This window comes from Synergistes jonesii, assembly GCF_000712295.1.
Taxonomy (GTDB): Bacteria; Synergistota; Synergistia; order Synergistales; family Synergistaceae; genus Synergistes; species Synergistes jonesii.
In genome coordinates this window covers 187,445-210,502 of the sequence record NZ_JMKI01000036.1, presented here as the reverse complement: position 1 = coordinate 210,502, position 23,058 = coordinate 187,445, and the positions used below count along the sequence as shown (strand labels likewise).

Genomic DNA, 23,058 nt, shown 5'->3' with positions numbered 1-23,058 from the left:
TAGTGTCCCGCAAAGCCGCTATGAGCTCAAGCTGAGGATTATAGAGAACTGCGTCTACGGCGTCGACATACAGCCGATAGCTATGCTCATCTGCAAACTGCGCTTCTTCATCTCTATGATCTGCGAACAAACAGAGATAAACTTCGAAGACAAAGAGCACAACTTCGGCGTCAACCCGCTGCCGAACCTCGAAACAAAATTCGTCGCGGCAAATTCGCTCATTAATATAAAGAAAAAATCCCGCCAGAGCGGCCTCTTTGAAGACCCGGATATTAACAAAACTAAGTTGATGCTTATGGCTCTGCGCCACGAACATTTTTATGCCCGCAGTACTTATAAGAAGCAAAAATTACGTGATGAAGACGAATGTCTGCGGCAAAAGCTGGCTGACCTGCTGGAAGCAAACGGCGAATTCGCCCCTGAGGATGCGCGGCTGTTTGCCGGTTGGAATCCCTACGACCAGAACGCGGTTTCGCCATTTTTTGACCCTGAATGGATGTTCGGAGTGAAGGACGGATTCGACATCGTGATAGGAAATCCGCCTTATATACAGCTGCAAAACAACGGAGGCGAATTGGGAGAAAAGTACGAGCCACATAACTTTGAAACCTTTGTACGTACAGGCGACATCTACAGCCTCTTCTACGAAAAGGGCGGACAATTGTTAAAACAGGGCGGGCATCTTTGCTTCATTACTTCTAACAAGTGGATGAGGGCGGGGTATGGCGAAAAAACGCGCAAGTTTTTGTTCGAAAAAACCAACCCATTACAGCTTATTGACTTTGCTGGCGTTAAAATTTTTGAATCCGCAACAGTTGACACCAATATTTTGCTGTTTGAAAAAGCCGCCAACAAGAACAACACTCTTTGCTGCGTTACCAAAAATATGACAAAAAGAGGCCTCACAAATTTGAGCCTTTTCGTGCAGCAGCACGCTTTCGCCTGTCCTTTTACAACCTCTGACAGTTGGGTGATACTCTCGCCCATCGAACAGAGCATCAAACGAAAGATCGAGGTTGCGGGCACACCGCTCAAAGACTGGAACATCCAGATAAACTATGGTATTAAGACCGGTTTCAACGATGCATTTATAATAAGTACCGCCAAGCGCGACGAGATACTTGCCAACTGTCAAACAGAAGATGAGCGGAAACGGACAGAGGAGATTATTAGACCGATTCTACGAGGCCGTGACATCAAACGCTATAGCTACGACTGGGCGGGACTGTGGCTCATCAACACGCATAACGGCGTGAAGGAAAACGGGCAAGTCAAAATTCCGCGCATCAAGATTGACGATTACCCAACTCTCAGAAGCCACTTTGACAAATATGGTGAGCGTCTTGTCCACCGTGCTGACCAAGGCGATACTCCCTACAATCTCCGTAATTGCGCTTATTTGGAGGATTTCTTGAAGCCAAAGATCATATATCCAAATATGACTAAATATTTACCATTTGTATATGATAGCAAAGGGTTTATAACAAACCAAAAATGTTTTATTGTCACTGGGCTTTATACCGCTTTTCTAACAGCATTTTTCAATTCTTCCTTGTTCAAATTTTGTTTTAGGGACTCCTTCCCTGAATTACAAGGCGAAACAAGAGAGTTGAGTAAAATTTTCTTTGATAAAATACCAGTACCCATACCTAATGAAAAGATAGGTATGCAGTTTGAGGTGTTGGTTTCAGATATTCAAAAAGAATATACAAAACAAAAAGCAATAAATATAGACCAACTGTTATTTGACTTGTATAAACTTACCCAAGAAGAACGACAAGCTATTGGTTTTGTTGAAATTGATTAAGAAATAGGTTGGGACAGGATGCTTTTATTTCTTGGATTTCAACTTCCGTTAAACCATATAATTCGTAAAAGAAACTGTCGATTTTAAGCTTGAGGGCAGCGGTATTAGTTACGTGCTTTGTTGCAAGGATTCTTTCAACCAAATCTAGCACGGCCTTTTTGTCATATTCGGTTGGTACTAGTATTTCTTGAATTTTATATTTTTTCCAGCGCAACGTCCCCACTCCTGTTGTTGTACCAATCTTGCAGAACTGGTAAAGGCAGATTGTGGAATTGAGGAATAGATAAATGAAAGGTAAATCATCCCCAACCATAAGAAAAGACGTAGCTTCACAATACATTTCACCTTTTGCGTCAAATCCGAATTTTGGAATATCTGAAATTTCACCCCACACAATTTTTGGCTTCAAGAAATCCTCCCAATAGTTAGCTCCCCATCTCTGAAGAGCATACCATTCATACCGTATACCTGTTTCCGCTTTGTTTCGTGCAGATAATTCTTTTTTGTATTGCAACATATGCTTATAAACAGCAGGGTATTGCTGGCAAAATTCTTTCTCGGCTCTTTCAGAAGAGCCCTGTATAGTATTATCAAATTGTAACGGAAAATGCCAAGGTATATAAATCAGCCACAGTCCCGCCCAGTCGTAGCTATAGCGTTTGATGTCACGGCCTCGTAGAATCGGTCTAATAATCTCCTCTGTCCGTTTCCGCTCTTCTTTCGTTTGACAGTTAGCAAGTATCTCATCACGCTTTTCTGTGCTTATTATGAAAGCCTCATTACAACCGGTCAGTACACCGCGATAGATGTTTATATCCCAATCTTTCAGAGGTGTTCCCACCGCTTCGATCTTTCGTTTGATGCTCTGTTCGATGGGCGAGAGTATCACCCAACTGTCAGAGGTTGTAAAAGGACAGGCGAAAGCGTGCTGCTGCACGAAAAGGCTCAAATTTGTGAGGCCTCTTTTTGTCATATTTTTGGTAACGCAGCAAAGAGTGTTGTTCTTGTTGGCGGCTTTTTCAAACAGCAAAATATTGGTGTCAACTGTTGCGGATTCAAAAATTTTAACGCCAGCAAAGTCAATAAGCTGTAATGGGTTGGTTTTTTCGAACAAAAACTTGCGCGTTTTTTCGCCATACCCCGCCCTCATCCACTTGTTAGAAGTAATGAAGCAAAGATGCCCGCCCTGTTTTAACAATTGTCCGCCCTTTTCGTAGAAGAGGCTGTAGATGTCGCCTGTACGTACAAAGGTTTCAAAGTTATGTGGCTCGTACTTTTCTCCCAATTCGCCTCCGTTGTTTTGCAGCTGTATATAAGGCGGATTTCCTATCACGATGTCGAATCCGTCCTTCACTCCGAACATCCATTCAGGGTCAAAAAATGGCGAAACCGCGTTCTGGTCGTAGGGATTCCAACCGGCAAACAGCCGCGCATCCTCAGGGGCGAATTCGCCGTTTGCTTCCAGCAGGTCAGCCAGCTTTTGCCGCAGACATTCGTCTTCATCACGTAATTTTTGCTTCTTATAAGTACTGCGGGCATAAAAATGTTCGTGGCGCAGAGCCATAAGCATCAACTTAGTTTTGTTAATATCCGGGTCTTCAAAGAGGCCGCTCTGGCGGGATTTTTTCTTTATATTAATGAGCGAATTTGCCGCGACGAATTTTGTTTCGAGGTTCGGCAGCGGGTTGACGCCGAAGTTGTGCTCTTTGTCTTCGAAGTTTATCTCTGTTTGTTCGCAGATCATAGAGATGAAGAAGCGCAGTTTGCAGATGAGCATAGCTATCGGCTGTATGTCGACGCCGTAGACGCAGTTCTCTATAATCCTCAGCTTGAGCTCATAGCGGCTTTGCGGGACACTAATATGTTCGAGAGCGTCCACTATGCGGTTTAGGCAACCCATCGGGAAGGCGCCGGAACCGCATGCAAGGTCAAGTATTTTGATGTTTTGCAGAGCTTCGGCGATGAATCTGCGTGTTTTCGGGTCGTTTTTCAGCGAATTTGGAAGTTCCTCGCCGGAAAAGAGACTGCGGATATACTGCTCTTCGAGCGGGCGCTTTGCACGCGCCGCCGCGCCCTTCAGATAGGCGGTGAGCGATTCGCATACCATATAATCGACTATTTCGCGCGGTGTGTAAAATGATCCTGTTGCTTTGCGCGCCGTTTCCCGCGTTTCGGGGTTGTAGAAGGCCAGCAGGTTTTCAAAGACTTTGCCCAGCAGCTCGGGGTCAAGGGAGATTTGAACATCCAGGGGCGTATTTTCTTCTACCGTGAAATTGTACTGCTTCAGCAGATTGATGATGCCAGGCTGCTGTTCGTCGCTGTTGAAGAACAGCCTGTTTGGAATGAAGGCACGATATTTGTATCTGCCTTTTGTTTTGACAGCATTGCGAGTGAATCCGTCAAGATATCGGTCGCTTTCCTGCATGATGTCGTTCTTTTTGAATTTGTCAAGGCATTCGAAGAGCCCGCCGTTCAGGAAAGGTACTTTGGCAAATATCTCCATCGCTTTACTTTCGGGAATGGAAAACATTTTGGAATAGCGGTAGAGGCTGCGCAGGTCACGCTTGTCTTTCAGCGAAGCAAAGCGGCGCGGGTTGCCTTCGTCATCTACGATGGCGCGGTTCAGAGTCGCGAAGAAGAGGTTCTGCAGGATGGCGTTATAGTAACAGCCGCTGTCTGTTGCCAGCGGGTCAAAGTTTTTCAGTATGCCGCGCAGGTATTCTTCATCGAATATGTTGTCCGGCACGAGCTTTTTCTGCTTTATGAACCAGACGAAGAGCAGGCGCGTGATGAGGCGAATCATTTTTACGTTTATGCCGTCACCGGAATCGCTCTGGAAGGTAACGCCACTTTCCTCAGATGTCGCCCATTCATACCATTTGAAGAGTTTGCCGTAGAATTCTTTTGTCAGAGCCTCGACGGAGAAGGCTTCCAGAAGGTCGGCGTCGCTGATCTCGCCGTTTTTCTCTCTCTTGCCCGCCAGCATGTTGAAGCGCTCGGACGCCGTGCGGCAGTGATGCGCCGCGCCGAATAAATATGTGAAGCGTTTTGCCGAGGTCGTGTCCTTTTGTGTTGCCTCTTTGAAGAGGTATGAAAAGCGCCATTCCTTTCCCTTTGAGTTGTCGTAATGGAATATCATGAAAGCGTGGGCGTAATTCTGGAGCATACTGCGCACTAACTGCTGTATCCCTACGCGCGAGCGTGCGATATCCACGCCGTCGCGCAGAGTGATGTCGTAAACTTCAAGAGGGTTTTGCGTCCCGGCTTTTATATCGCCCATGTAAAGGCAGGATATTATGTTCTCCGTTACCGAAGGAGCGTAGCTTTGTCCCTGCAACATATCCAGCTGTGCGTCTGACGTTTTAAATGAGCCGCTGCCGAAGATCGGTTCAATGACATCCATGGCAAAGCTGTCAAAGTCCATGTAATCGCTTTCAAACACTGTTTTCAGCTTCATCCTGCTGCCCCCTTAATTTATCCTGTATATAGCGGTGTAAGGTTCTCCGTACATCCGCGCTGCTTCAATCTTTATTTTGCCGAACATTTCCTTTACCCATAAGTCAACAGTGATTTCGGCGCCAAATAGCGAGCCTTGGTTTTTATTTTTCATGTATTCTTTCATTTTGTCGATAGCGAATTTATTGCCGCCGCGTATCGCCTTGTTTACGTCTCTCATCATGCCTTTGGCTTCTTCCGTGTCAAGCTGCTTTGCTATCTCGTTGGCGGCGGCAAGCGCGTCATTTATGTTTTTACTTATGTTATGCGAGGTGATGTGGCTCTTGGCGACATGCAGATTATAGGCTTTCATAACTTTATCTCTGATTTCGGTGTAGCGTGCAGTGTCTGTCTGTCCAGTGTATGCCGCATTTTCGTCAATGTGCAGTTTTTCGATGAACGAAAGAGGCGTTGTGAGTAGAGCTTCCTCTTCTTCATTTACTGTGAAGAGCGTGTTCCTGCCGCTGTCTGTGGATATCATGAAAAGCGAACACTCTGCGCCCGGCAACTGACCGCCAAGCTCTTTTGCTTTGAGATGTTTCAGGTAATCGTAACGCTCTGTATGGTTGTTTTTGTAATTTTTCAATTCCGAAATGAATGCGGCAAAGGGAGATTCTTCACCCTCTATGAGGCGGCGGAAATCGGCGTCCGATATTTGCTCCATCTCGCTGAAGATTTTGTTGTCTTCTCCGAACATTATATGGAAAGACTGCAGTTTGGCGTATGCTTTCTGTGTGAGTTTTATCTGCTCGTTGCTCTGACTTGTAGGATAGAAGTTGAAGACGTGTACTTTCGCTTCCTGTGAGCCTATGCGGTTAACGCGGCCTATGCGCTGCATAAGGCGCGTCGCGTTCCATGGCGTGTCGTAGTTGAGGATGACGTTGGCGCGGTGCAGGTTGACGCCCTCGGCAAGGACTTCCGTCGTTACAATGACATTATAGTCATAGCGCTGTCGCTCTTTGGGACAGTTGGCATCAAAGTTCTCTCTTATCTCTGTTTGCATTTCACTGCGGTTATCCGCTGATATCGCAAGAACTTTGTAACCTTGTGAAGTAAGGTATTTGCTGATCGAACTCTGTGTGCTGAGCGCTTCCGTGAAAATTACAAGGCGCTGCGTATCATGCCCACTTGGATTGTTGATTCGTGGATCAAAGAATGTTTTGTCCACCGCTTCTTTGAATGCGTCCATTTTCGGGTCGGCGCAGTTTTCTTCCCAGCGCCCGCAGAGCGATTCTATTAACGCAAGGTCTTCTTCCAGGCGTTCGCGGTATTCTTCTTTGAAGTCTGCACTGCGGTATTGTCTGTTGCTGGCGTGTTTTCCCTTGATTTTTTCCTGCAGCGCAATTCTTGTAGCTTCAAAATCATATCCGTTTTTCTTAAATTCCGCGTTGATGTCTATGTCCGGACAGACGAACACACAGTCTTTGTCTATCATTTCGATCATATTGAGCGTATATTGTTTCAGATTTTCCAGTGATTCGCGGAACGCCGTGAAGCTGCTCTCGAGACGTTTTACCAGAAGCATCTGCATGAGTTTGGCAAGTCTGCGTGTAATACCTGTTACGTTCAGATTGCGCTTTTCATAGAGTTTTTTATGCTCCTTTGAAACAAAGAAACTGATTGCGGCATAGCGGTAAAAGCCAAGGTGCTTGCCTTCTTTCTTTTCTTCGTCGTCTTTTGGCGGCAATATGGCATTGACTGTATCGAAGAAGAGTTTGCAGAGTTCTCCGTCCATAGCGTATTCCAGCTTGTGCGGCGGCATGACGGTGGGGAAGCTCAGCTTAGCCGCGTCTTCTTTATAGTGCAGCTTTATGTCCTTGCGTGTGCGCCGCACAACAATGTGGTCTAGGACTTTTCTGCGAATATCCTCGGAGAGTACTTTCAGCTTTTCTATTGCTTCAGGCGTGTTGCTGTTGCGGCATTCGTTGAATTCGCGCTGTTTTTCCGCAAAGAACGAGTCCAGCTTGCCGCCTTCGATGTCCGTGAAGTCTGATTTGTTAGGCGTTCGCTGGAAGAGGTATATCTGGTTTTTAAGGTCTTCCGGTGAGTTGTTCTGCGGTGTCGCTGAGAGCAGCCCGACGAAGGGCGGCCTGCCGGTCTTCCGAGTGATATTGTTGATAAGCGAATTTATTGACTCATATTTCTGCGTGCCGCTGTTGCGGAAGTTATGGCTTTCGTCGATCATGATCAGGCCGTAGTTTCTATCTTCTGGCTCGCTTTCGAGGTTGTCGGATTCTAATTCTTCGTCTTCCCGCGCAAGTTCTCCGCTGGCGGTTATGTCTATGCTGCCTGTCTTGACGAATGTGACATTGCCGTTAAGTGTGCCGTCTGATACTGCGTCGAATTTCTCCATGGTGTCAAGCCATGATTTCTGAATCGCCGGAGGCGTTACGACGAGCACGCTGCGGCTTTGCCCCATGGCTTCAGCGTCTTCAATGAATTTTCTGATTACCATGAAGGCGACGATTGTTTTGCCGAGCCCGACCACGTCCGAGAGGAAAAAACCGCCATACTGTCGCATAATGAAAAAGCACTGCTTAACTGCATCTGTCTGGAAGGAGTATTCGTTGATTTCCGACGGCAGATATGACCTCAGCTGCTCATCGACACTTGTGTCTGTGATGTCTCCGAAGTACATCTGTAGATACTTTATATAGGTTTCATAAGGGGTTATCAGTGGCGTTTTAATTTTGGATGGCTTTTCCGGCGGCATGATCGGCGACGGCTTCAGCACTTCTTCCAGAAATATTTTTTCCCACGGTACTGATAGATCCCATTTTTCTTTGAACCAAAAGTCATGTCCTTTGCTTGGCGCTCCTTTTACAGGTTGAGCCATTACCCTGCTGCCGTCCGTCTCCAGGTAGTTCAGTTCGGCGTTGTCTTCCAGGCCCATCTTGGTAAAGTTGCTGCTGCCGATGATGCCAAAGGAGTCAGCGTCGCCCTTGAAGATATAGCATTTTGAATGAAGGAACTGGGTTTCTTCGTTTTCATTCCGGCGAAAGATATGAATCTCGAATTTATCTTTTTTGCCGCAATAGTCCAGAAGAAGCTGCACTACGGGCTGATATTGCTCTTTCATCCCTTCGGTCGCGAGCGTCTCGAGGTCTGTTCTGATGTAGTCTTCGGGGAATTTCGGATCCACCGTCTTGGGGATGCTCTTCTGATAAGCGCGTACGTTCGGATCTCTGCCGATAAGCAGGCGAAGTTTTGTGCCGTCGCGCTGCAGGAAGGCGAGCAGTTCGTCGTAAACAAGGGACACCGCCGGCAGGTCCCAATAGCCGGAAGCGATCATTATCTCGTTTATACCATCGGCCATTATACAGGTCTTTAGCGTATTAACCATCGAAAAATCATCGCATGAATTATCGATCAGAGTGTTTTTTATTCTCATAGCCTGCCGGACCTCTCAATCTTGTCGGTTAATACCAGCTGCCGCTGCGGTGTTACAGTATTTCCGCGGCGGCGGAGATAAATTCTTTTATTATTACGGCGCTTCCATTTTACCATTTTTACCGTTTTTCGGGCCCTTTAGCGCCCAGCGTCAGCTTCCCGTTTTCGGATTGCGTTACCCTGCCCTTCGCCGACGCGTATTCCACGGCGGCGGTGAAGAGCGCGGTGGCGGCCGCGCCCTGCCGCGCGCAGCCGAGCAGCTTCGCCGCTTCTTTGATAAGCTCTTCTTTCGGCAGGCTGACCTGCTCTTCAAGGACGCGCAGCACAGCGTTAGCGGCCTCCTGCACGGGGACGTCCAGCGCGTCGCGCCTGTCGGCGCCGGAGGCCGCGGCGCGGAATATGCGGTAATCGTCGGGGGCCTGATCTTCGTTCCAGTAGATTTTCACATTGCCCTGCATGGTGCTTTTGAGGCGCAGCGAGGCGAATATCTCTTCCATGCGCGACTGTATTCTGCTGCCGGCGCGCGCTATGCCGAAGCTCCGCACGACGCGGCGCGTCGCGAGCGCCTCGCTGACGGGCGCTTCATGCTCTATTACTTCGAGGGCTTTCGCGCGTATCGCGGCGGTGTGTCGCGGCAGCAGAAAGTCTTCAGGCGTTATCGCGCGTTCTTTTAGGGCTGTGGCTGTGTAGCGCGGAATCTCTTCCTCCTTCGGCTCGCTTCGCCCCGCCCTCGCGGCCGCGCTTGGTTCGGGCCTTTCCGGGGCTTCTGCGGCCGGCTGTGCCGCCGTTATTTCCGGCGCGCTCCTCTCCGCCCCCTTTTCTTTAGCTTTTTGCTTTATCCTTTCTATCTCGGCGAGGATGCGCTTGATCTCTCTTCCTCCGTTGTCCCACCAGTCCATCGTCCAGAGGTGCATGACGTTCCAGCCGAGGCCGCGCAGCACGCTTGTCTGAGCTATCTCGCGGTCGCGCGTCGTCTTCGACGAGCCATAACTTTCGCCGTCGAGCAGTATGCCGAGCATGTAGCTTCCTTCGTTTTCCGAATCGAGGACCCCTATGTCGACTCTGTAGCCGGAGCGCCCTATCGCGAGCTGCGTTTCGATGCCGTTATCCTTCAGCGCGGCGCGGACGGTTTCGGCGACGCTCTCTTTGTCCGCCGCGCCGCCTTTTGACGCGCCTTCGCTCCGCGGCAGCCAGCGCCCCCGCGCGTATTCGAGGAAATCTTTCAGCGCCGCGGCTCCGGCCGAGGAGCTTTTCGTCAGGTCGATCTGCTCCGGCTCTATCGTCGCGAAGACGAGCATTTCGCAGCGCGAGCGCGTGATAGCGACGTTGAGCCTGCGCCAGCCGCCCTCCCTGTTCAGCGGGCCGAAGTTCATGTGTACCTTTCCGCTTTCGTCCGGCCCGTAGCCTATCGAGAAGAGTATCACGTCGCGCTCGTCGCCCTGCACGTTTTCGAGGTTCTTTATGAAGACCGGCTCTTCGGAATCGTAGGCCCAGGCGTCGAGTTCCGCGTCGCTTTTACATGCTTCGTTGAGCAGGTCGTCTATCAGGTTCTGTTGCGAGATGTTGAAGGTCACTACGCCTACGCTGAGCTTCGAGAGCTCCGCGTCGCGGCAGCGCCGCTTCAGCTCTTCGACTACGGCTTCAGCCTCGGCGCGGTTCTGCCGCGTCCTGCCGCGGTCGAATACGCCGTCGACGTGCACGAGCTTGACCTTCGACTCGCGGTCGTCGGCCGAGGGGAAGGTGTAGAGCCTGTTTTCGTAGAATTTTTCGTTGCTGAAGGCTATGAGGCTCTCGTGGCGGCTCCTGTAGTGCCAGAGCAGGTGCGTCTGCGGCATTCCAAGCGCGATGCAGTCGTCGAGGACGCTTTCGAGGTCTTCGCAGTCGAGGTTGTCCTCGTCCGTCACGTTCGCCGCGAAGAAGGAGGTGGGCGGCATCTGCTTCGGGTCGCCGACGACGACGGCGCTTCTGCCGCGCGCCAGCGCTCCGACCGCTTTGCATGTAGGCAGCTGCGAGGCTTCGTCGAAGACGACTAAGTCGAAGGGCTCGCGTGCCGGGTCGAGGTACTGCGCCGCCGAGATCGGGCTCATCAGCATACAGGGGCAGAGGCGCGGCAGCAGGTTCGGAATCTGTTCGAAGAGCCTGCGTATGCTCGTGCCGCGGCCGCCGCTGCGTATCGCGCGCTGAAGTATCCCTACCTCGGAGCTCTGCGAGGCTTCCTTCGCGAAGTTCGGCACCCTCGCAGCGAGGCGGCAGAATATTTCTTTTTTCGCCGCTTCGCAGAGCTCTTTGTCGAGGCGCTTGAACTGCTCTATTTTTTCGTCGAAGAGCGCGCCGGAAAAGGAGGAAAGGGGCGGAGCCGCGTCGATCGCGCGCGACGCGAGCGTTTTATACAGCGATTTTTTATATGCGCCTTGAATCTCGTCGTGCGCCATCCCGCCGCGGTAGGCTTCAAGCAGCGGCGCGAGGCCGCAGCGCTCAGCATCGTCCGCCGCGGCGTTCCACGTTATCCATTCCCTTATGCCGCCGGCGTTTTCGGCTATATCGGCGCAGAGCTTAGCCTGGTTTGCCAGCCAGCCGCCGCCGCGGTATTCTTTGATATCCAGCAGCGAATAGAGCGCGCCCTTCGCCGCGGCGAGCTTTTCCAAGGCGCTTTTCTGCGCGTCGGCGAGCGCGAAGAGCTTTTCATCCGCCGTGCATCTGAGGCGCAGGGAATCGTCGCCGCAGAGGCCGCGTAGGCCGGCGGCGCTTATTGCCGCGGCTTCGGCGCGTTCGCTTATCTTCCGCCAGTCGGTTTTATCTCCGTCGGAAAGCTTTCCCAGCCCGCCGCCGAGCTCCGCGAAGAGCGCGTCGGCCGCCGATTTTTCGCTCTGATATTCGGCGAGTCGCTCGAAGTGCTTTCCCAGCTCCTCGTTTCGCAGCGCCGACTTGGCGAGGTGCGCGACTTTCTTTGAGATTTGCCTGACGCCGAAAAATTTCCCGACGAACCACTTCGAAGACGCCTCTTTGAATTCCGCCGCCAGCTCGCGTCCGTTTTCGTCGAAAAAGCCCTCCTTCCACGCCGAGGAGAGCTCGGCGCGCAGCTCGCCGGCCCTCTCGCTGTGGCGCGCCATGCCGCGGACGCCGGCGAGATAATCGTCTATCTTCTCCGCCGCGCCCCACGCGCGCGGCAGCTCACGCCAGAGCGCCAGTTCGTCGGAGATCGCGGCGAGTTTTTCGACGTCGGCCAGCGACGACGCGGCCGGCATCGCGGAGGCTTCGGCGAAATCCGCGCAGGCCGCGTCTGTCGCGGCGAGAGCACTTTTATATTCTTCGAGCGCCTGAGGCAGCTCGTCTTTTATCTGCTGCGCATAGCTTGTGCGGCCGACGGCTCCGAGCGGGTGCCCGTGCGGATGCCCGGTCGCGCGCGCGGCCGCGGTCAGGCTGCCGACGAGGGAGTCCTGCCGCGCGAGCGCGTCGGCCGTCGCCTCGGCGGCGAATTTATCCGGGAGGGGAGGGATCTCCGCGGCCTTTGAGTATTTTTCGTATTCGTTTATCAGCTCGTAGACGCTCAGCCCGCATTTCTGCTTCTTGTGCAGCGCCTCCGCGTATTCGTCGAGCTCCGCCCTCAAAGCCGCGCAGCGCCGTGCCGCGCGCCCGTATTCTTCGGGGGGATTTTCCTTCGCGGCCTCCGACGCGCGCCGCAGCTGTTCGAGCACGTCCCTCTTTCTGGATTTGTTGGAATGGAGTTCGAGACAGAAGGGGCCGATGCCTATCTTTTCGAGGCGGCGTCGCACGACCTCGAGCGCCGCCATCTTTTCCGCGACGAAGAGGACGCTCCTGCCGCCGGCGAGCGCGTTGGCTATCAGCGTCGTTATCGACTGCGATTTGCCGGTGCCGGGCGGGCCGTGCAGCACGAAGCTCTCTCCGGCGCAGGCGGCCTTTATCGCGAAGAGTTGGGAGGCGTCCGCCGGCAGCGGCAGAAGGACGTTTTCCTCGCCGACGCGTTCGCCTATCTGCATGTCCCGCGCCTCCCACGTCAGCCTGCCTTCGATCAGCGAGCTCACGATCTTGTTCTTCGCTAAGTCGCCGGCGCGGTTCCTGACGTCGTTCCACATCACGAACTGCGAGAAGGAGAATATGCCGACGCAGGCCGTTTCCAGGACTTCCCAGCGCGGCTGCTCCATGATAGCGCTGCGCACCGCCGCAAGCACCTTTTTGACGTCGACTCCGTGCTCGTCGGCCGGCAGCGGGTCGACGCCGCCGACGGTGATCTGGAAGTCCTGCTTGATCTTTTCGAGCAGCGTGACGTTCATCTGCGGCTCGTCGTCGCGCATGCGCATCACGTAGCCGGCGCTCGCGGAGCGGCGCACGAGCTCGACGGGTACGAGTATCGCCGGCGCGTAGCGCGCCTTCGCGCTGCGTCCGCTCTCGTACCAGCGGATGATCCCCAGCGCCAGGTAGAGCGTGTTGGCGCCGTTTTCCTCCGCGGCCGTCTTGGCGGAGCGGTAAAGCGTTTTTATCGTCTGCGACAGATCCCTTTCGCTCTGCGCCGCGCGCAGCCGCCGGCTTTTGAACTCGGACATTATGAACTCTTCGGGGAGGCCGGAGCTTTGCAGCGCCTCAAAGTTCACCTCGCCTTCCGGGAGCTTCATCTCCGGCGGGCAGGCGAGCAGGGAGAAGTCGCCGCCGTCGGAGAGGGCGTCTTCGAGCGCCTCGAGCGAGGGCGAAATGATCGGTATGACGCTCTGGGAAAGGCGCATGTTTATCAGCGTGTTGCGCAGCCCGAGGTCGAGCAGCTTCCTCTCCCACTGGGCCAGCTTTGAAAATGGCTGAGGCCCCGCCTCCTCCTTGGCTTCCCCGCGCTCGATATGGCGCGGCGGAGGCGGCGCGGGAATGTCCGGGCCCGCGCCCTCGAGAGGCTCGTGCGTAGCGCTCTCATCGACGCATACGAGCGCCGGCGGTACGCTCTGCCGCGAAGCGCGGTTAGTTGCTGGAACGAAAGAAAGATCGACGCGGTACTTCCCGTCCGCGGAATCAGTCATGCGGTACTCCTCCCCGACGCGCGGGCGCGCGCTGTGAACTTGTCTGACAACTTTATATTTTAAGGCAAGAGATAAAGAAGGCCAACCGCGAAAAGAAAAACACGGCGCTGCAGGGCCTCGCCGCGCGATTTCCGGGAAGGGCGCCGCTACCTTCCGACGATGGCGGGTATTCCGCCCGTCTCCTTGAGCAGCGGGACGGTGGAGCTTGAATCTATCTCCGCGCAGAAAAAAATATCATTGTCGAAGCCGAGCTCCGACAGTATCCTGCCGTGCGCCGACTCGCGACATACCGCGAGGAGGTCCGGCCCGAGGTGATGCCACAACGCGAGAGCGGAGATCGCGCCGTCCGTCAGCTCCATCTCGCTCGCGCCGTTCGACGGCGCGAGCGAGAGCAGCTTCTCAACGAACATGCCGGCGCATACCGAATCTTCGAGCGAAAATTCTCCGTTGCGTCCGGCGCAGACGACGCCTACGCGCGCGCCGGAGCAGAGCGCGTCCCAGCAGACCGCCTCGGCGTTGCGCGCGCAGCCCGCCGTAACGCGGCCGCACCCCTCCGCCGCGCGCATCAGGGCCCGCGTGCCGTTCGACGTCGTTATAACGGCGTTGTCTGGCGCCCCGGCTCCCAACAGTTCGAGGGGCGAGTTGCCGAAGTCGAAGCCGGGAGCGGGAAGCCCGCCGCGCTCCCCCATTATTTTCCAATCCCTACCGAGGCGCTCCTTCATCGCGAAAGCCTCTTCCACCTCCGTCACCGGAACGAGGATGCTGCCCCCTCCGTCGAAGAAGGCGGTTATCTGCGTCGTGGCGCGCAGAAGGTCGACGACGATGCGTGCGTCGTGCTCCTTTAGAGTTTCGCAGGGAAGAAATGCCACGTCAAAAATATATTTCAAAACGCCGCCTCCACAAAAATTTCCGCCGCGCTAAATGCTGCGCCAGCGCTTGAAGCCTCTGCCGAGTACCTCGTCGGCCGCGCTCACGGCCATGAAGGAGCCCTGGTAGTGCTTCGCGAGGAAGCGCTTCAGCTCCATCGCCTGCCTCTGCGTCAGCAGGCACATGATCGTGAAGCCCCCCTTGTGCGTGAAGCCCCCCTCGCACGAAAGCAGCGTGCAGCCGCGCCCGAGCGTTTTGTTGATATATTCATTGACCGCTTCGGTGTGCTGGGTGACGACGAAGACGAGCTTGCGCCTGTCGAAGGACGCGAGCACGCCGTCGAGCGTCACGCCGCAGACGTAGCAGGAGGCGAGCCCGTAGAGGACGTTTTCAAGCCCGACGACGCTGAGCGATACGGCGAGAATCGCCATATTGAAGTAGAAGCTGAGGCGCCCCGCCTCCACTCCGCGGCGAGCCTTGAGCACAGTGACTATTACGTCGATTCCCCCGGCTGTGACGCCCTCGCGGTAAAAGAGCCCGGTCCCGAGTCCCTTGATCACGCCTCCTATGACCGAGACCAGGAACATGTCGTCGATGCGCGGGTAAGGGAATCCCCCGAAAAAGTCGATCATCGCCGAGAGCAGGAAGGAGTTGAGCACCGACCAGAAGACGAAGCGCTTCGAAAGGTAGCGCGAACCCCACAGGATAAGCGCCATGTTTATGACGAGCGCCACGACCGCGGCGTTGAGCCCCATCGCGTATTTGAGCAGCACCGCGATTCCCATGACTCCCAGGTCGGTGAATTTGTAGGGGATCGTGAACGCCGCGACGCCGACCGCGTAGAAGGCGCAGGCGAGAAAGGAGACGGCGAAGGTCTTCCACTCCGACAATATCATTATCCAGATTTTTTTCAAAAGGCGCTTCAGTCTGCGCTCTTCCATTATTCCGTCGACCATGATGAACGGCAGCTCCTTTCAAAATGCTTGGCATATTATATACTACCTCTTGCCGCGCGGATATTGTGATAGAATAATATCCAAATCAAATTTTTCGGGAGGAATCACTATGGCGGGTCCTGTGCAGTTCAGCCTCGAGGAGATTATATCGATGTTGCTCCAGCGTGTGGAGTCCCTCGCGGCAAGCGACGAAAACAGCAAAACTAAACAGAATATAATATACAGAGTCCTTTATAAAAAAGGCATACTCACCGACGACGATATCATGGCGTCGGTCAAGGAAGAATACCGTATGCTGAAAGAGCTCGGCGTGATCAAGGAGGAGCCGGCGGAGGACGTCTACAGGACGATCACCGACGGAGTCCTGCAGTGGGTGAAGGGCGACGTCGAAGGCATAAAGAAGTCTATGGCCGACTACGAGAAGAAGCTTCAGGAATATGCGCGCGAAGAGGCGAAAAAGCCGAGGATCGAAGTCGCCGGCGCGAACGTCCTCAACCAGCTCGACGCCGCGGCGGCGAACAAGAGAGGAAAGCTCATCATCTAAGAGGGAGGGCTTTTCGCCCGCGCCGCTTAGTCTCAGGATTCAGACTCCGCCCCCGCTCCCCGCGGGGGCGTTCTGATAATTCGTCCGCAGCGGCGTCAGCGGATGTCTTCCATCTCGCCTATCATCGCCCTCACGCAGTTCGCGCGGGCGAAATCTTTTTTGCCCATTCCGTAGCCGATCTTTTCCACCCTCATCACAGGCATCGGCGCGAAGGCGTCGACGAAGTGCCTTACGAGCGCCGCGCCGGTCGGCGTGCAGAGCTCACCGCGCAGCGCGCCGCCGTATATCGGCACGCCGCGCAGTATCTCGGCCGTCGCCGGCGCCGGCACCGGCAGCACCCCGTGCGCGCAGCGCACGTGCCCGCTGCCGACGTGTACGGGCGAGGCCAAAATCTTTTCCGGCGCGAGCCTGTGAAGCAGCAGGCAGACGCCGCAGACGTCGGCCGCCGCGTCCAGCGCGCCGACCTCGTGGAAGTGGACCTTTTCCACCGGTACGCCGTGGACCTTGCTCTCTGCCGCTGCGATGAGAGAGTATACCGCGAGCGCATTTTTGCGTACCTCTTCGGGCAGCGCCGCGCGCGAAATTATTTCGCTTATGTCGGACAGGCCGCCGTGACGATGGGCGCGGCTGTGTGTGTGTGCGCCGTGAGTGTGGCGGTGCGGGGCCTGGGGCTTTTCCTCTTCGCCGTTTATGAAAACGTCTATGCGGGTCCCGACGACGCCGCACTTTTCCGACGGCGACGCCGCGACCTTCACGCCGGGCAGGCCGGCCGCGTTTATCTCTTTCAGGAATTCGGCAGGGGAGGAATAGAGTTCGAGCAGCGCGCCCGTCAGCATATCTCCGGCCGCGCCCATGCCGCAGTCAAGGTAGAGCGCTCTCATCATATCACCCCTATATGGTTTATCATGCTCGCGCAGTAGGCCGCGCCGAAGCCGTTGTCGATGTTGACGACGGAAACGCCGGAGGCGCAGGAGTTGAGCATAGAGAGCAGCGCCGACACCCCGCCGAACGACGCGCCGTAGCCGACGCTCGTCGGCACCGCTATCACGGGGCAATCGGCGAGGCCGCCGACGACGCTTGCGAGCGCCCCCTCCATGCCGGCGATCGCGATTATCGCGCTCGCGGTCATTATCTCGTCCGTATGAGCGAGCAGGCGGTGGAGCCCGGAGACGCCGACGTCGTAGAGGCGCGTCACTTCGTTTCCCAGAGCCTGCGCCGTCACGGCGGCCTCTTCGGCGACGGGGATGTCGCTCGTCCCGCCGGTCGCTATGACGATCTTCCCGCGGCCGTCGGGCGCCGGCCTTTCCCCCGCTATACCGGCTCTCGCCGCTTCGTTGTAATCGAGAGGCAGGCGCGAGCTCACGAATTCCGCCGCGTCGGGGCTCATGCGCGTGATGAGGACGGTCTTCTGCCCCGAGCCCAGCATCTCCGCGGCTATTTCCGCGATCTGTTCCTTCGTCTTCGACGCTCCGTAGACGATCTCCGCCGCCCCGCAGCGCAGCGCCCGGTGTCCGTCGATCTTCGCGAAGCCGATGTCGCGGAAGGGCGCGTCTTTCAGAGCGAGCAGCGCCGCCTCGACGCTCGTCTCGCCGCGCGCGACCCTTTCAAGTAATTCCTTCGTTTCGTTTTTATTCATCTTTATCCCTCGCCTCGGTGTCTATAAGTACCGTATCGAAATATTTTCCCAGCGCGGCGGCTATTTCTGCGCGCATGCCCGCCGCCGCGGCGAACTGCCCGGCGGGAAGCTGGAGCCGCACGGCGCCGTGGAAGAGCCTGACGCGGAAGTCCGAAAAGCCCAGCGCGGACATCTCCCTCTCCGCCGCTTCGACGCGCCGCAGCGTATCGCGCTCTATCTTCGTCCCGGCGGGAATCCTCGTCGCGAGGCACGCATAGGAGGGCTTGTCCCATGTGAAAAGCCCCGCCTCTTTCGAACGCGCGCGAAGCTCGGCCTTGGTTATGCCGCATTCGCGCAGCGGCGAGAGCACGCCGAGCTCGGAAAGCGCGCGCATACCGGGGCGTTCCCCGGCGTCGTCCGACGCGTTGGTGCCGTCGATCACTACCGGAAAGCCGTCGCCCGCGGCGCGTTCGATTATCCTTGAAAATAGCGCCTTCTTGCAGTAGTAGCAGCGATCCGGCGGATTTGCGGCGACGGCGGCGTAGCCCAATATGTCATATTCTATCACCGTGAGCTCCGCGCGCAGCTCCTTCGCGAGGCGCTTCGCGTCGTCAAGCTCGAAGCGCGGCTGAAAGGGCGATTTGATATAGTAGGCGCGAAGCTTGGCGCCGTGCCTTCCAGCCGCGTAGAGCAGGTATCCGGAATCGGCGCCGCCCGAGAAGGCGAGCGCCACTCGTGGGTTTTTTCTGAAAAATTCGCTTAATTCCACCGTTGGGACCTCCTACAATCCGCCCTCTTCCATCAGTTTTTCGTCGCGGAGTATTTCCCGCGCGGCCCCGTCCGCGAAGAGCCGCCCCCTTTTCAACACTATCGCGCGCGACGCCACGGCGCCGGCGAAGGGCAGATCGTGCGACGCGATGAGTTTGGTCTGCGGCAGACCGTTCATTATCTTTATCAAATTCCTCCGCGCGCGCGGGTCGAGAAAAGCCGTCGGCTCGTCGAAGAGCAGCACTGAGGGCTTCATCGCGAGGACCGAGGCGAGCGCCGCGAGGCGCTTCTCCCCGCCCGAGAGCTTCAGCGCGGTTTTCCCACGCAGATATTCTATACCCAGAAGCGCGAGCGCTTCGCTTACGCGTCTTTCCGTCTCCTCGGCGGAGAGGCCCATGTTTCGCGGGCCGAAGGCGATATCGTCGTAAATCGTCGCCGAAAAGAGTTGATCGTCTGGATTTTGAAAAAGCACGCCGACCCTCCTGCGGAGCTCAGCAAGATTTTTCTTTTCGAGCGTCACGCCGTCGGCGCAGACCATGCCGGTGGAGGGCAGCACGCCGACCGCCGCGAGAATCAGCGAGCTCTTGCCGGCGCCGTTAGCCCCTGCAAGCACCGCGCTTTCGCCCGGCGCAAGGCGGAACGAAACGCCTTCGACGGCCCTTGTGCCGTCGGGATACGTGACGGTGAGGTCTTCTAAAACAAACATATCAGGAGCTTGCCGACCGCCTGCGGCACGTTCACGATGCGGAAAAAGAGCGACGAGCCGCAGAGTAGCGCGAGAAAAATATAATCGTCGAAGCGGAGCGCGCGCCCGCTGCAGAAAAGTACGTCGCCTCCGCCCCAGCCGCGGCATCTCATCGCGGCGCAGACCCGCTCTGCGCGCGCGAAGGAACGCAGCAGCAGCCGGCCGGCGAAGGAGCCCATGTCGCGCATCCTCACGCCTCCGCCGCGCAGCGCGCACGCGGTGCGCATCGAAAGCGCCTCCTCGGAGAGCGTTCCCGCGTATCTGCACGTCATCTCGAAGAGAAAAACGAAATACTCCGGCACGCGCATCCGACGCAGAGCGCGCGTGAGCTCGTACATCGGCGTCGTCGCTATCAGCGCCAGCACCGCGGCGACGCAGAGCAGCGCGCGGAACATTATCGAGAAAAATATCAGCCAGCCCGAAGTGACCGTCACGCCGAAGATAGAGAAAAGCGGCGCCCTGTCGAAGAAAACCGACGAAATCGCCGCGAAAAGGCAAAAGGGAAGCGCCGTAAGAAACCTTCTCATCATCATACGAAGCGGGACGCCGGCGACGGAAAGCGCCGCCGCCGGATAAAGAACGAAAGGCGCGAGCGCCGACAGCTCGCGCTGCCTGAACGAAAGCAGAGCCGCGAGGTAAAAAAGCGTGCCGACGGCTTTCGCCCGCGCGTCGAGCGCGTGCATAGCGGAAGCTCCGACTGAAAGCGCTTCCAACGAATAAATGTCGTAAAGCGCCGCGCGCAGCTCCGGCATTTATCTTCCGCCCGTCAGTTCGGCAGCCCCTTCTTTTTCGACCTCGAAACGAGCGCGCATACCGCCGCCGCGAGCACGAACGTAGCCGCCGAGCCGATCACTCCGGCCGCGGCCGTGCCCTTGCCCTCTCCTTCGGCGAAATCGTAGTCCGGCATCACAGCGGTGCGCTGCTGAAGCGCGGCGGACTTGTCGAAAATTTCGCCGGAGGCCTCAAGCTCTTCTTTTCCCGTAACCTTCAGTATGGACCATTCGAGCCCGTCGGGGTAGGACGACGCGAACGACGAGAGAATCGCGCCGCATAGCAGCGCGAGCGCGGCAAAGAGCGCGAGGACCTTTTTCATCGGGCGGCTTTCAAAGCTCGCCGCGGCGAAATCCGGCAGCTCGGGTTGGGCCTTCCAGACGAACGAAAGCACCGCGCCGGTCACGAGGCCTTCGACGAGCCCGATCGCAAGATGTATCGGCTGCATCAGCATGACGAACGTTGAAAAAGGCAGCGCCGTTATCCCGGAGGAAGTAGTCTCCAGGACGACGGAAAAAGCCCCGGCCTGCAGCGCGAGCAGCGCGGAAGCTATCGACGCGGCGGCGAGGCGCCCCCGCGTGACGCCGCTTTTCAGCATCGGCGTAAATACCAGCGGATAAACGACGAGGCAGGGGATCACGCCCATGTTGAATATGTTGCAGCCCAGGGCGAGAAGCCCGCCGTCGGCGAAAAAGAGCGCCTGAATCACCAGCACCGCGGTGACCGCGAGCAGCGCCGCGTCGCCGCCGACGAGCGCCGCTAAAAGAATGCCGCCGCCGATGTGGCCGCTCGAACCGGTGCCCGGTATCGTGAAATTTATCATCTGCGCGGCGAATACGAATGCGCCCGCTATCGCCGTGAGCGGAAGCTTTTTCTCGGAAAACTCGTTTTTCTTCAGCTTCGCCGCCGAATAAGCGACGGCGGCCCCGGCGGCCGCGCACATCGTAAGCGCGACGGCTGGGGAAAGCAGAGCATCGGACATATGCATAATGATCTCCTCCAAACAAAAAGCCACGCGGCTCTCTTTTCAAAAAGAAAAAAGCCTTCGTGGCTCAAATTTAAAATACCGCCAAACGGCCCGAACGAAACTTTTTTGAAGCGCCGCTTCGTGCGGCCCGGCCTTCTTCGCGGAGCGCCGACGCTTCGTTCGCGTTACAAAATACTACCATTTGACTCACCGCAGGTCAAGCAAACACGGGCGGGGCGCGTTATTTTTTTCTTGTATGCCGGACGCCATTCACGTTCCATATGTAAACGCCTTTTCTGTTGCCGATTAATAACTACGGAAAGGTTTAAATAAAAAATGGTGCCGGAGACGAGAATTGAACTCGTACGGGTTGCCCCACACGCCCCTCAAACGTGCGTGTCTACCATTTCCACCACCCCGGCGCTCAACATCGGAAAGTATATAAAAAAATATTTGATTAGTCAAGCCTTTTTAGCAAACGCCGAAAGGCCCAGCGAAAAACACAAGCCGCAAAAAGCGCGGCTGCACCCCGCCGGCGGCAAAGTACGCAAAACGCAGCCGGAACATTTTAGCTAGCGGCGCTTAAGGCGGATTTATTTTCGCAGGAAGTTTGTTCTATATGACAAATTCTTCCTTTTTTATCTAAGTCTCGGTGCGAAAATTTACAAATTTTATGTTATTTTCTGGATTTCACAAATATAACCTTATCCGCTCCCCTTTACGGAAAAAGTGATAGGGAATAAAATAATAAAGCAGATGAGTTGCGCCGTAAGTGGCGCAGTTCGGAGTATCGCCCCGAAAGGGCTAAATATCAAGGAGGTTTTTTGTATGGCCGTACAGAAACGCACTTCCACGAATGTTCTTCTTCACACCGCTTTGCAGAACTTTTATTCGGCAGCAGAAGAAATGGGACTTGAAGACGGGCTCGTCGAGGTCTTGAGCCGTCCGGAGCGCGCGATCTGCGTATCCGTGCCCGTCAAGATGGACGACGGTTCCGTCAGGGTCTTCAACGGTTATCGCGTACAGCATTCGACGGTCTGCGGACCCGCGAAGGGCGGGCTTCGCTTCCACCCCGATGTCAACCTTGAAGAGTGCGAAGCTCTTGCAAGCCTTATGACATGGAAATGCTCGCTCGCCGGCATCCCCTACGGCGGAGGCAAGGGCGGCATAGCCGTGGACCCGTTCGAACTCTCGCCGCGCGAGCGCGAAATGATGACCCGCACGTTCGCGGCGCGCATCGCCCCGTTCATCGGCGACTGGACGGACGTTCCGGCGCCGGACGTCAACACGGGCGGCCCTGAAATGGTCTGGATCATGGACACGATATCCAAGCTCCGCGGTAAACTCGAACCGGGCGTCGTAACCGGCAAGCCTATCACATACTGGGGCTCGAAAGGCCGCACCGCGGCGACGGGGCTCGGCGTTTCGACGTGCGTCCTCGAACTGCTCAAGAGAAAAGGCATCGATCCGAAAGACGCGACGGTCATCGTACAGGGCTTCGGCAACGTCGGACATTACAACGCGCTCTTCCTGCAGCAGGCCGGCTGCAAGATCGTCGGCATCAGCGACATCACCGGCGGCTACTACAACCCGAAGGGAATCGACGTCGTCGCCGCCAAGGCGCACGTCGAGAAGCATCCGAAACGCATCCTTGAAGGATACGACGAGCCCGGCCTCCAGAAGATGGACGGCAACGCGATCCTCGAGCAGGAGTGCCTCGTTCTTTCACCTTGCGCCCTTGAAGGCGTCATCAACGAAAAGAACGCCGGCAAGCTGAAATGCAAATATATCGTCGAAGGCGCCAACGGCCCGACAAAGCCGGAAGGCGACAAGATTCTCGACGAGCGCGGGATCCTCGTGGTCCCCGACTTCCTCGCGAACAGCGGCGGCGTCATCGGCTCATACTTTGAATGGGTACAGGACCTCGCCGGTTTCTTCTGGACGGAGGAAGAGTACAACAGCCGCTTAGTCCCGATCATGAAGGACAACTTCAAGAGAGTTTGGGACTACGCAGAGGAGCACAACGTCAAGATGCGCCGCGCGGCCTTCCTCGTCGCGATCAAGCGCGTCGCCGACGGGCTCAGGACGAAGGGCTTCTTCCTCTAATAGAAA

14 protein-coding genes and 1 tRNA gene are annotated in these 23,058 nt (G+C 55.9%); 3 read left to right on the top strand and 12 right to left on the bottom strand.

Features of this window, described 5'->3' with window-relative positions; all coding sequences use genetic code 11:
• Nucleotides 1-1,807, top strand: a 1,807-nt coding sequence (locus EH55_RS08900; protein ID WP_037976857.1) for an Eco57I restriction-modification methylase domain-containing protein, incomplete at its 5' end; no start/stop codon positions are given.
• Here the strand turns inward: EH55_RS08900 and EH55_RS08895 are convergent.
• The 5 genes from EH55_RS08895 to EH55_RS08875 all read right to left on the bottom strand — a co-directional run bounded on the left by EH55_RS08895 (nucleotide 1,782) and on the right by EH55_RS08875 (nucleotide 15,536).
• The gene (locus EH55_RS08895) at nucleotides 1,782-5,264 is read right to left on the bottom strand and encodes an Eco57I restriction-modification methylase domain-containing protein (RefSeq protein ID WP_051682781.1); all 3,483 of its coding nucleotides are present in this window, start codon (nucleotides 5,262-5,264) and stop codon (nucleotides 1,782-1,784) included. The two genes, EH55_RS08900 and EH55_RS08895, sit on opposite strands and share 26 nt — an antisense overlap.
• Nucleotides 5,265-5,276: 12 nt before the next feature.
• Nucleotides 5,277-8,693 (bottom strand): helicase-related protein, encoded by a 3,417-nt coding sequence (locus EH55_RS08890; protein ID WP_051682780.1) that lies wholly within the window; start codon nucleotides 8,691-8,693, stop codon nucleotides 5,277-5,279.
• A 118-nt stretch (nucleotides 8,694-8,811) separates the two neighbouring features.
• Nucleotides 8,812-13,713: a DUF3320 domain-containing protein gene (locus tag EH55_RS08885; protein WP_051682779.1), complete on the bottom strand. Its 4,902-nt coding sequence runs from the start codon at nucleotides 13,711-13,713 to the stop codon at nucleotides 8,812-8,814.
• 146 nt (nucleotides 13,714-13,859) lie between these two features.
• Nucleotides 13,860-14,600: a 2-phosphosulfolactate phosphatase gene (locus tag EH55_RS08880; protein WP_037976855.1), complete on the bottom strand. Its 741-nt coding sequence runs from the start codon at nucleotides 14,598-14,600 to the stop codon at nucleotides 13,860-13,862.
• A gap of 30 nt (nucleotides 14,601-14,630) precedes the next feature.
• Entirely contained in the window at nucleotides 14,631-15,536 is a 906-nt protein-coding gene (locus EH55_RS08875; RefSeq protein ID WP_051682778.1) for a YitT family protein, read from the bottom strand.
• Nucleotides 15,537-15,645: 109 nt separating this feature from the next.
• Between EH55_RS08875 and EH55_RS08870 the strand changes: the two genes are divergently transcribed.
• Complete coding sequence (locus EH55_RS08870; protein WP_037976853.1) at nucleotides 15,646-16,080, top strand: hypothetical protein; 435 nt, start codon at nucleotides 15,646-15,648, stop codon at nucleotides 16,078-16,080.
• A gap of 95 nt (nucleotides 16,081-16,175) precedes the next feature.
• Here the strand turns inward: EH55_RS08870 and larC are convergent, their stop codons facing one another.
• The 7 genes from larC to EH55_RS08835 all read right to left on the bottom strand — a co-directional run bounded on the left by larC (nucleotide 16,176) and on the right by EH55_RS08835 (nucleotide 21,368).
• Nucleotides 16,176-16,961, bottom strand: a complete 786-nt coding sequence (gene larC, locus EH55_RS08865) for a nickel pincer cofactor biosynthesis protein LarC (protein WP_037976852.1) — start codon at nucleotides 16,959-16,961, stop codon at nucleotides 16,176-16,178.
• A complete protein-coding gene (gene larB, locus EH55_RS08860; RefSeq protein WP_037976850.1) occupies nucleotides 16,961-17,716 on the bottom strand; it encodes a nickel pincer cofactor biosynthesis protein LarB in 756 nt (251 codons plus the stop codon). The genes larC and larB overlap by 1 nt, the downstream gene beginning before the upstream one ends.
• On the bottom strand, nucleotides 17,709-18,464 hold the full coding sequence (larE, locus tag EH55_RS08855) for an ATP-dependent sacrificial sulfur transferase LarE (RefSeq protein ID WP_037976848.1): 756 nt from the start codon (nucleotides 18,462-18,464) through the stop codon (nucleotides 17,709-17,711). Before larE ends, larB begins: the two co-directional genes overlap by 8 nt.
• Before the next feature lie 12 nt (nucleotides 18,465-18,476).
• Nucleotides 18,477-19,169, bottom strand: a complete 693-nt coding sequence (locus EH55_RS08850; RefSeq protein WP_037976845.1) for an energy-coupling factor ABC transporter ATP-binding protein — start codon at nucleotides 19,167-19,169, stop codon at nucleotides 18,477-18,479.
• On the bottom strand, nucleotides 19,157-19,960 hold the full coding sequence (cbiQ, locus tag EH55_RS08845; protein WP_037976843.1) for a cobalt ECF transporter T component CbiQ: 804 nt from the start codon (nucleotides 19,958-19,960) through the stop codon (nucleotides 19,157-19,159). Before cbiQ ends, EH55_RS08850 begins: the two co-directional genes overlap by 13 nt.
• A 14-nt stretch (nucleotides 19,961-19,974) precedes the next feature.
• Complete coding sequence (locus EH55_RS08840) at nucleotides 19,975-20,967, bottom strand: energy-coupling factor ABC transporter permease (RefSeq protein WP_037976841.1); 993 nt, start codon at nucleotides 20,965-20,967, stop codon at nucleotides 19,975-19,977.
• A 316-nt stretch (nucleotides 20,968-21,283) separates the two neighbouring features.
• A tRNA-Leu gene (locus EH55_RS08835) sits at nucleotides 21,284-21,368 on the bottom strand.
• Nucleotides 21,369-21,774: 406 nt separating this feature from the next.
• On the opposite strand from EH55_RS08835, the gene EH55_RS08830 reads away from it, so the two are divergent.
• Nucleotides 21,775-23,052: a Glu/Leu/Phe/Val family dehydrogenase gene (locus EH55_RS08830; protein WP_037976838.1), complete on the top strand. Its 1,278-nt coding sequence runs from the start codon at nucleotides 21,775-21,777 to the stop codon at nucleotides 23,050-23,052.
• The last annotated feature ends 6 nt before the right edge of the window (nucleotides 23,053-23,058 follow it).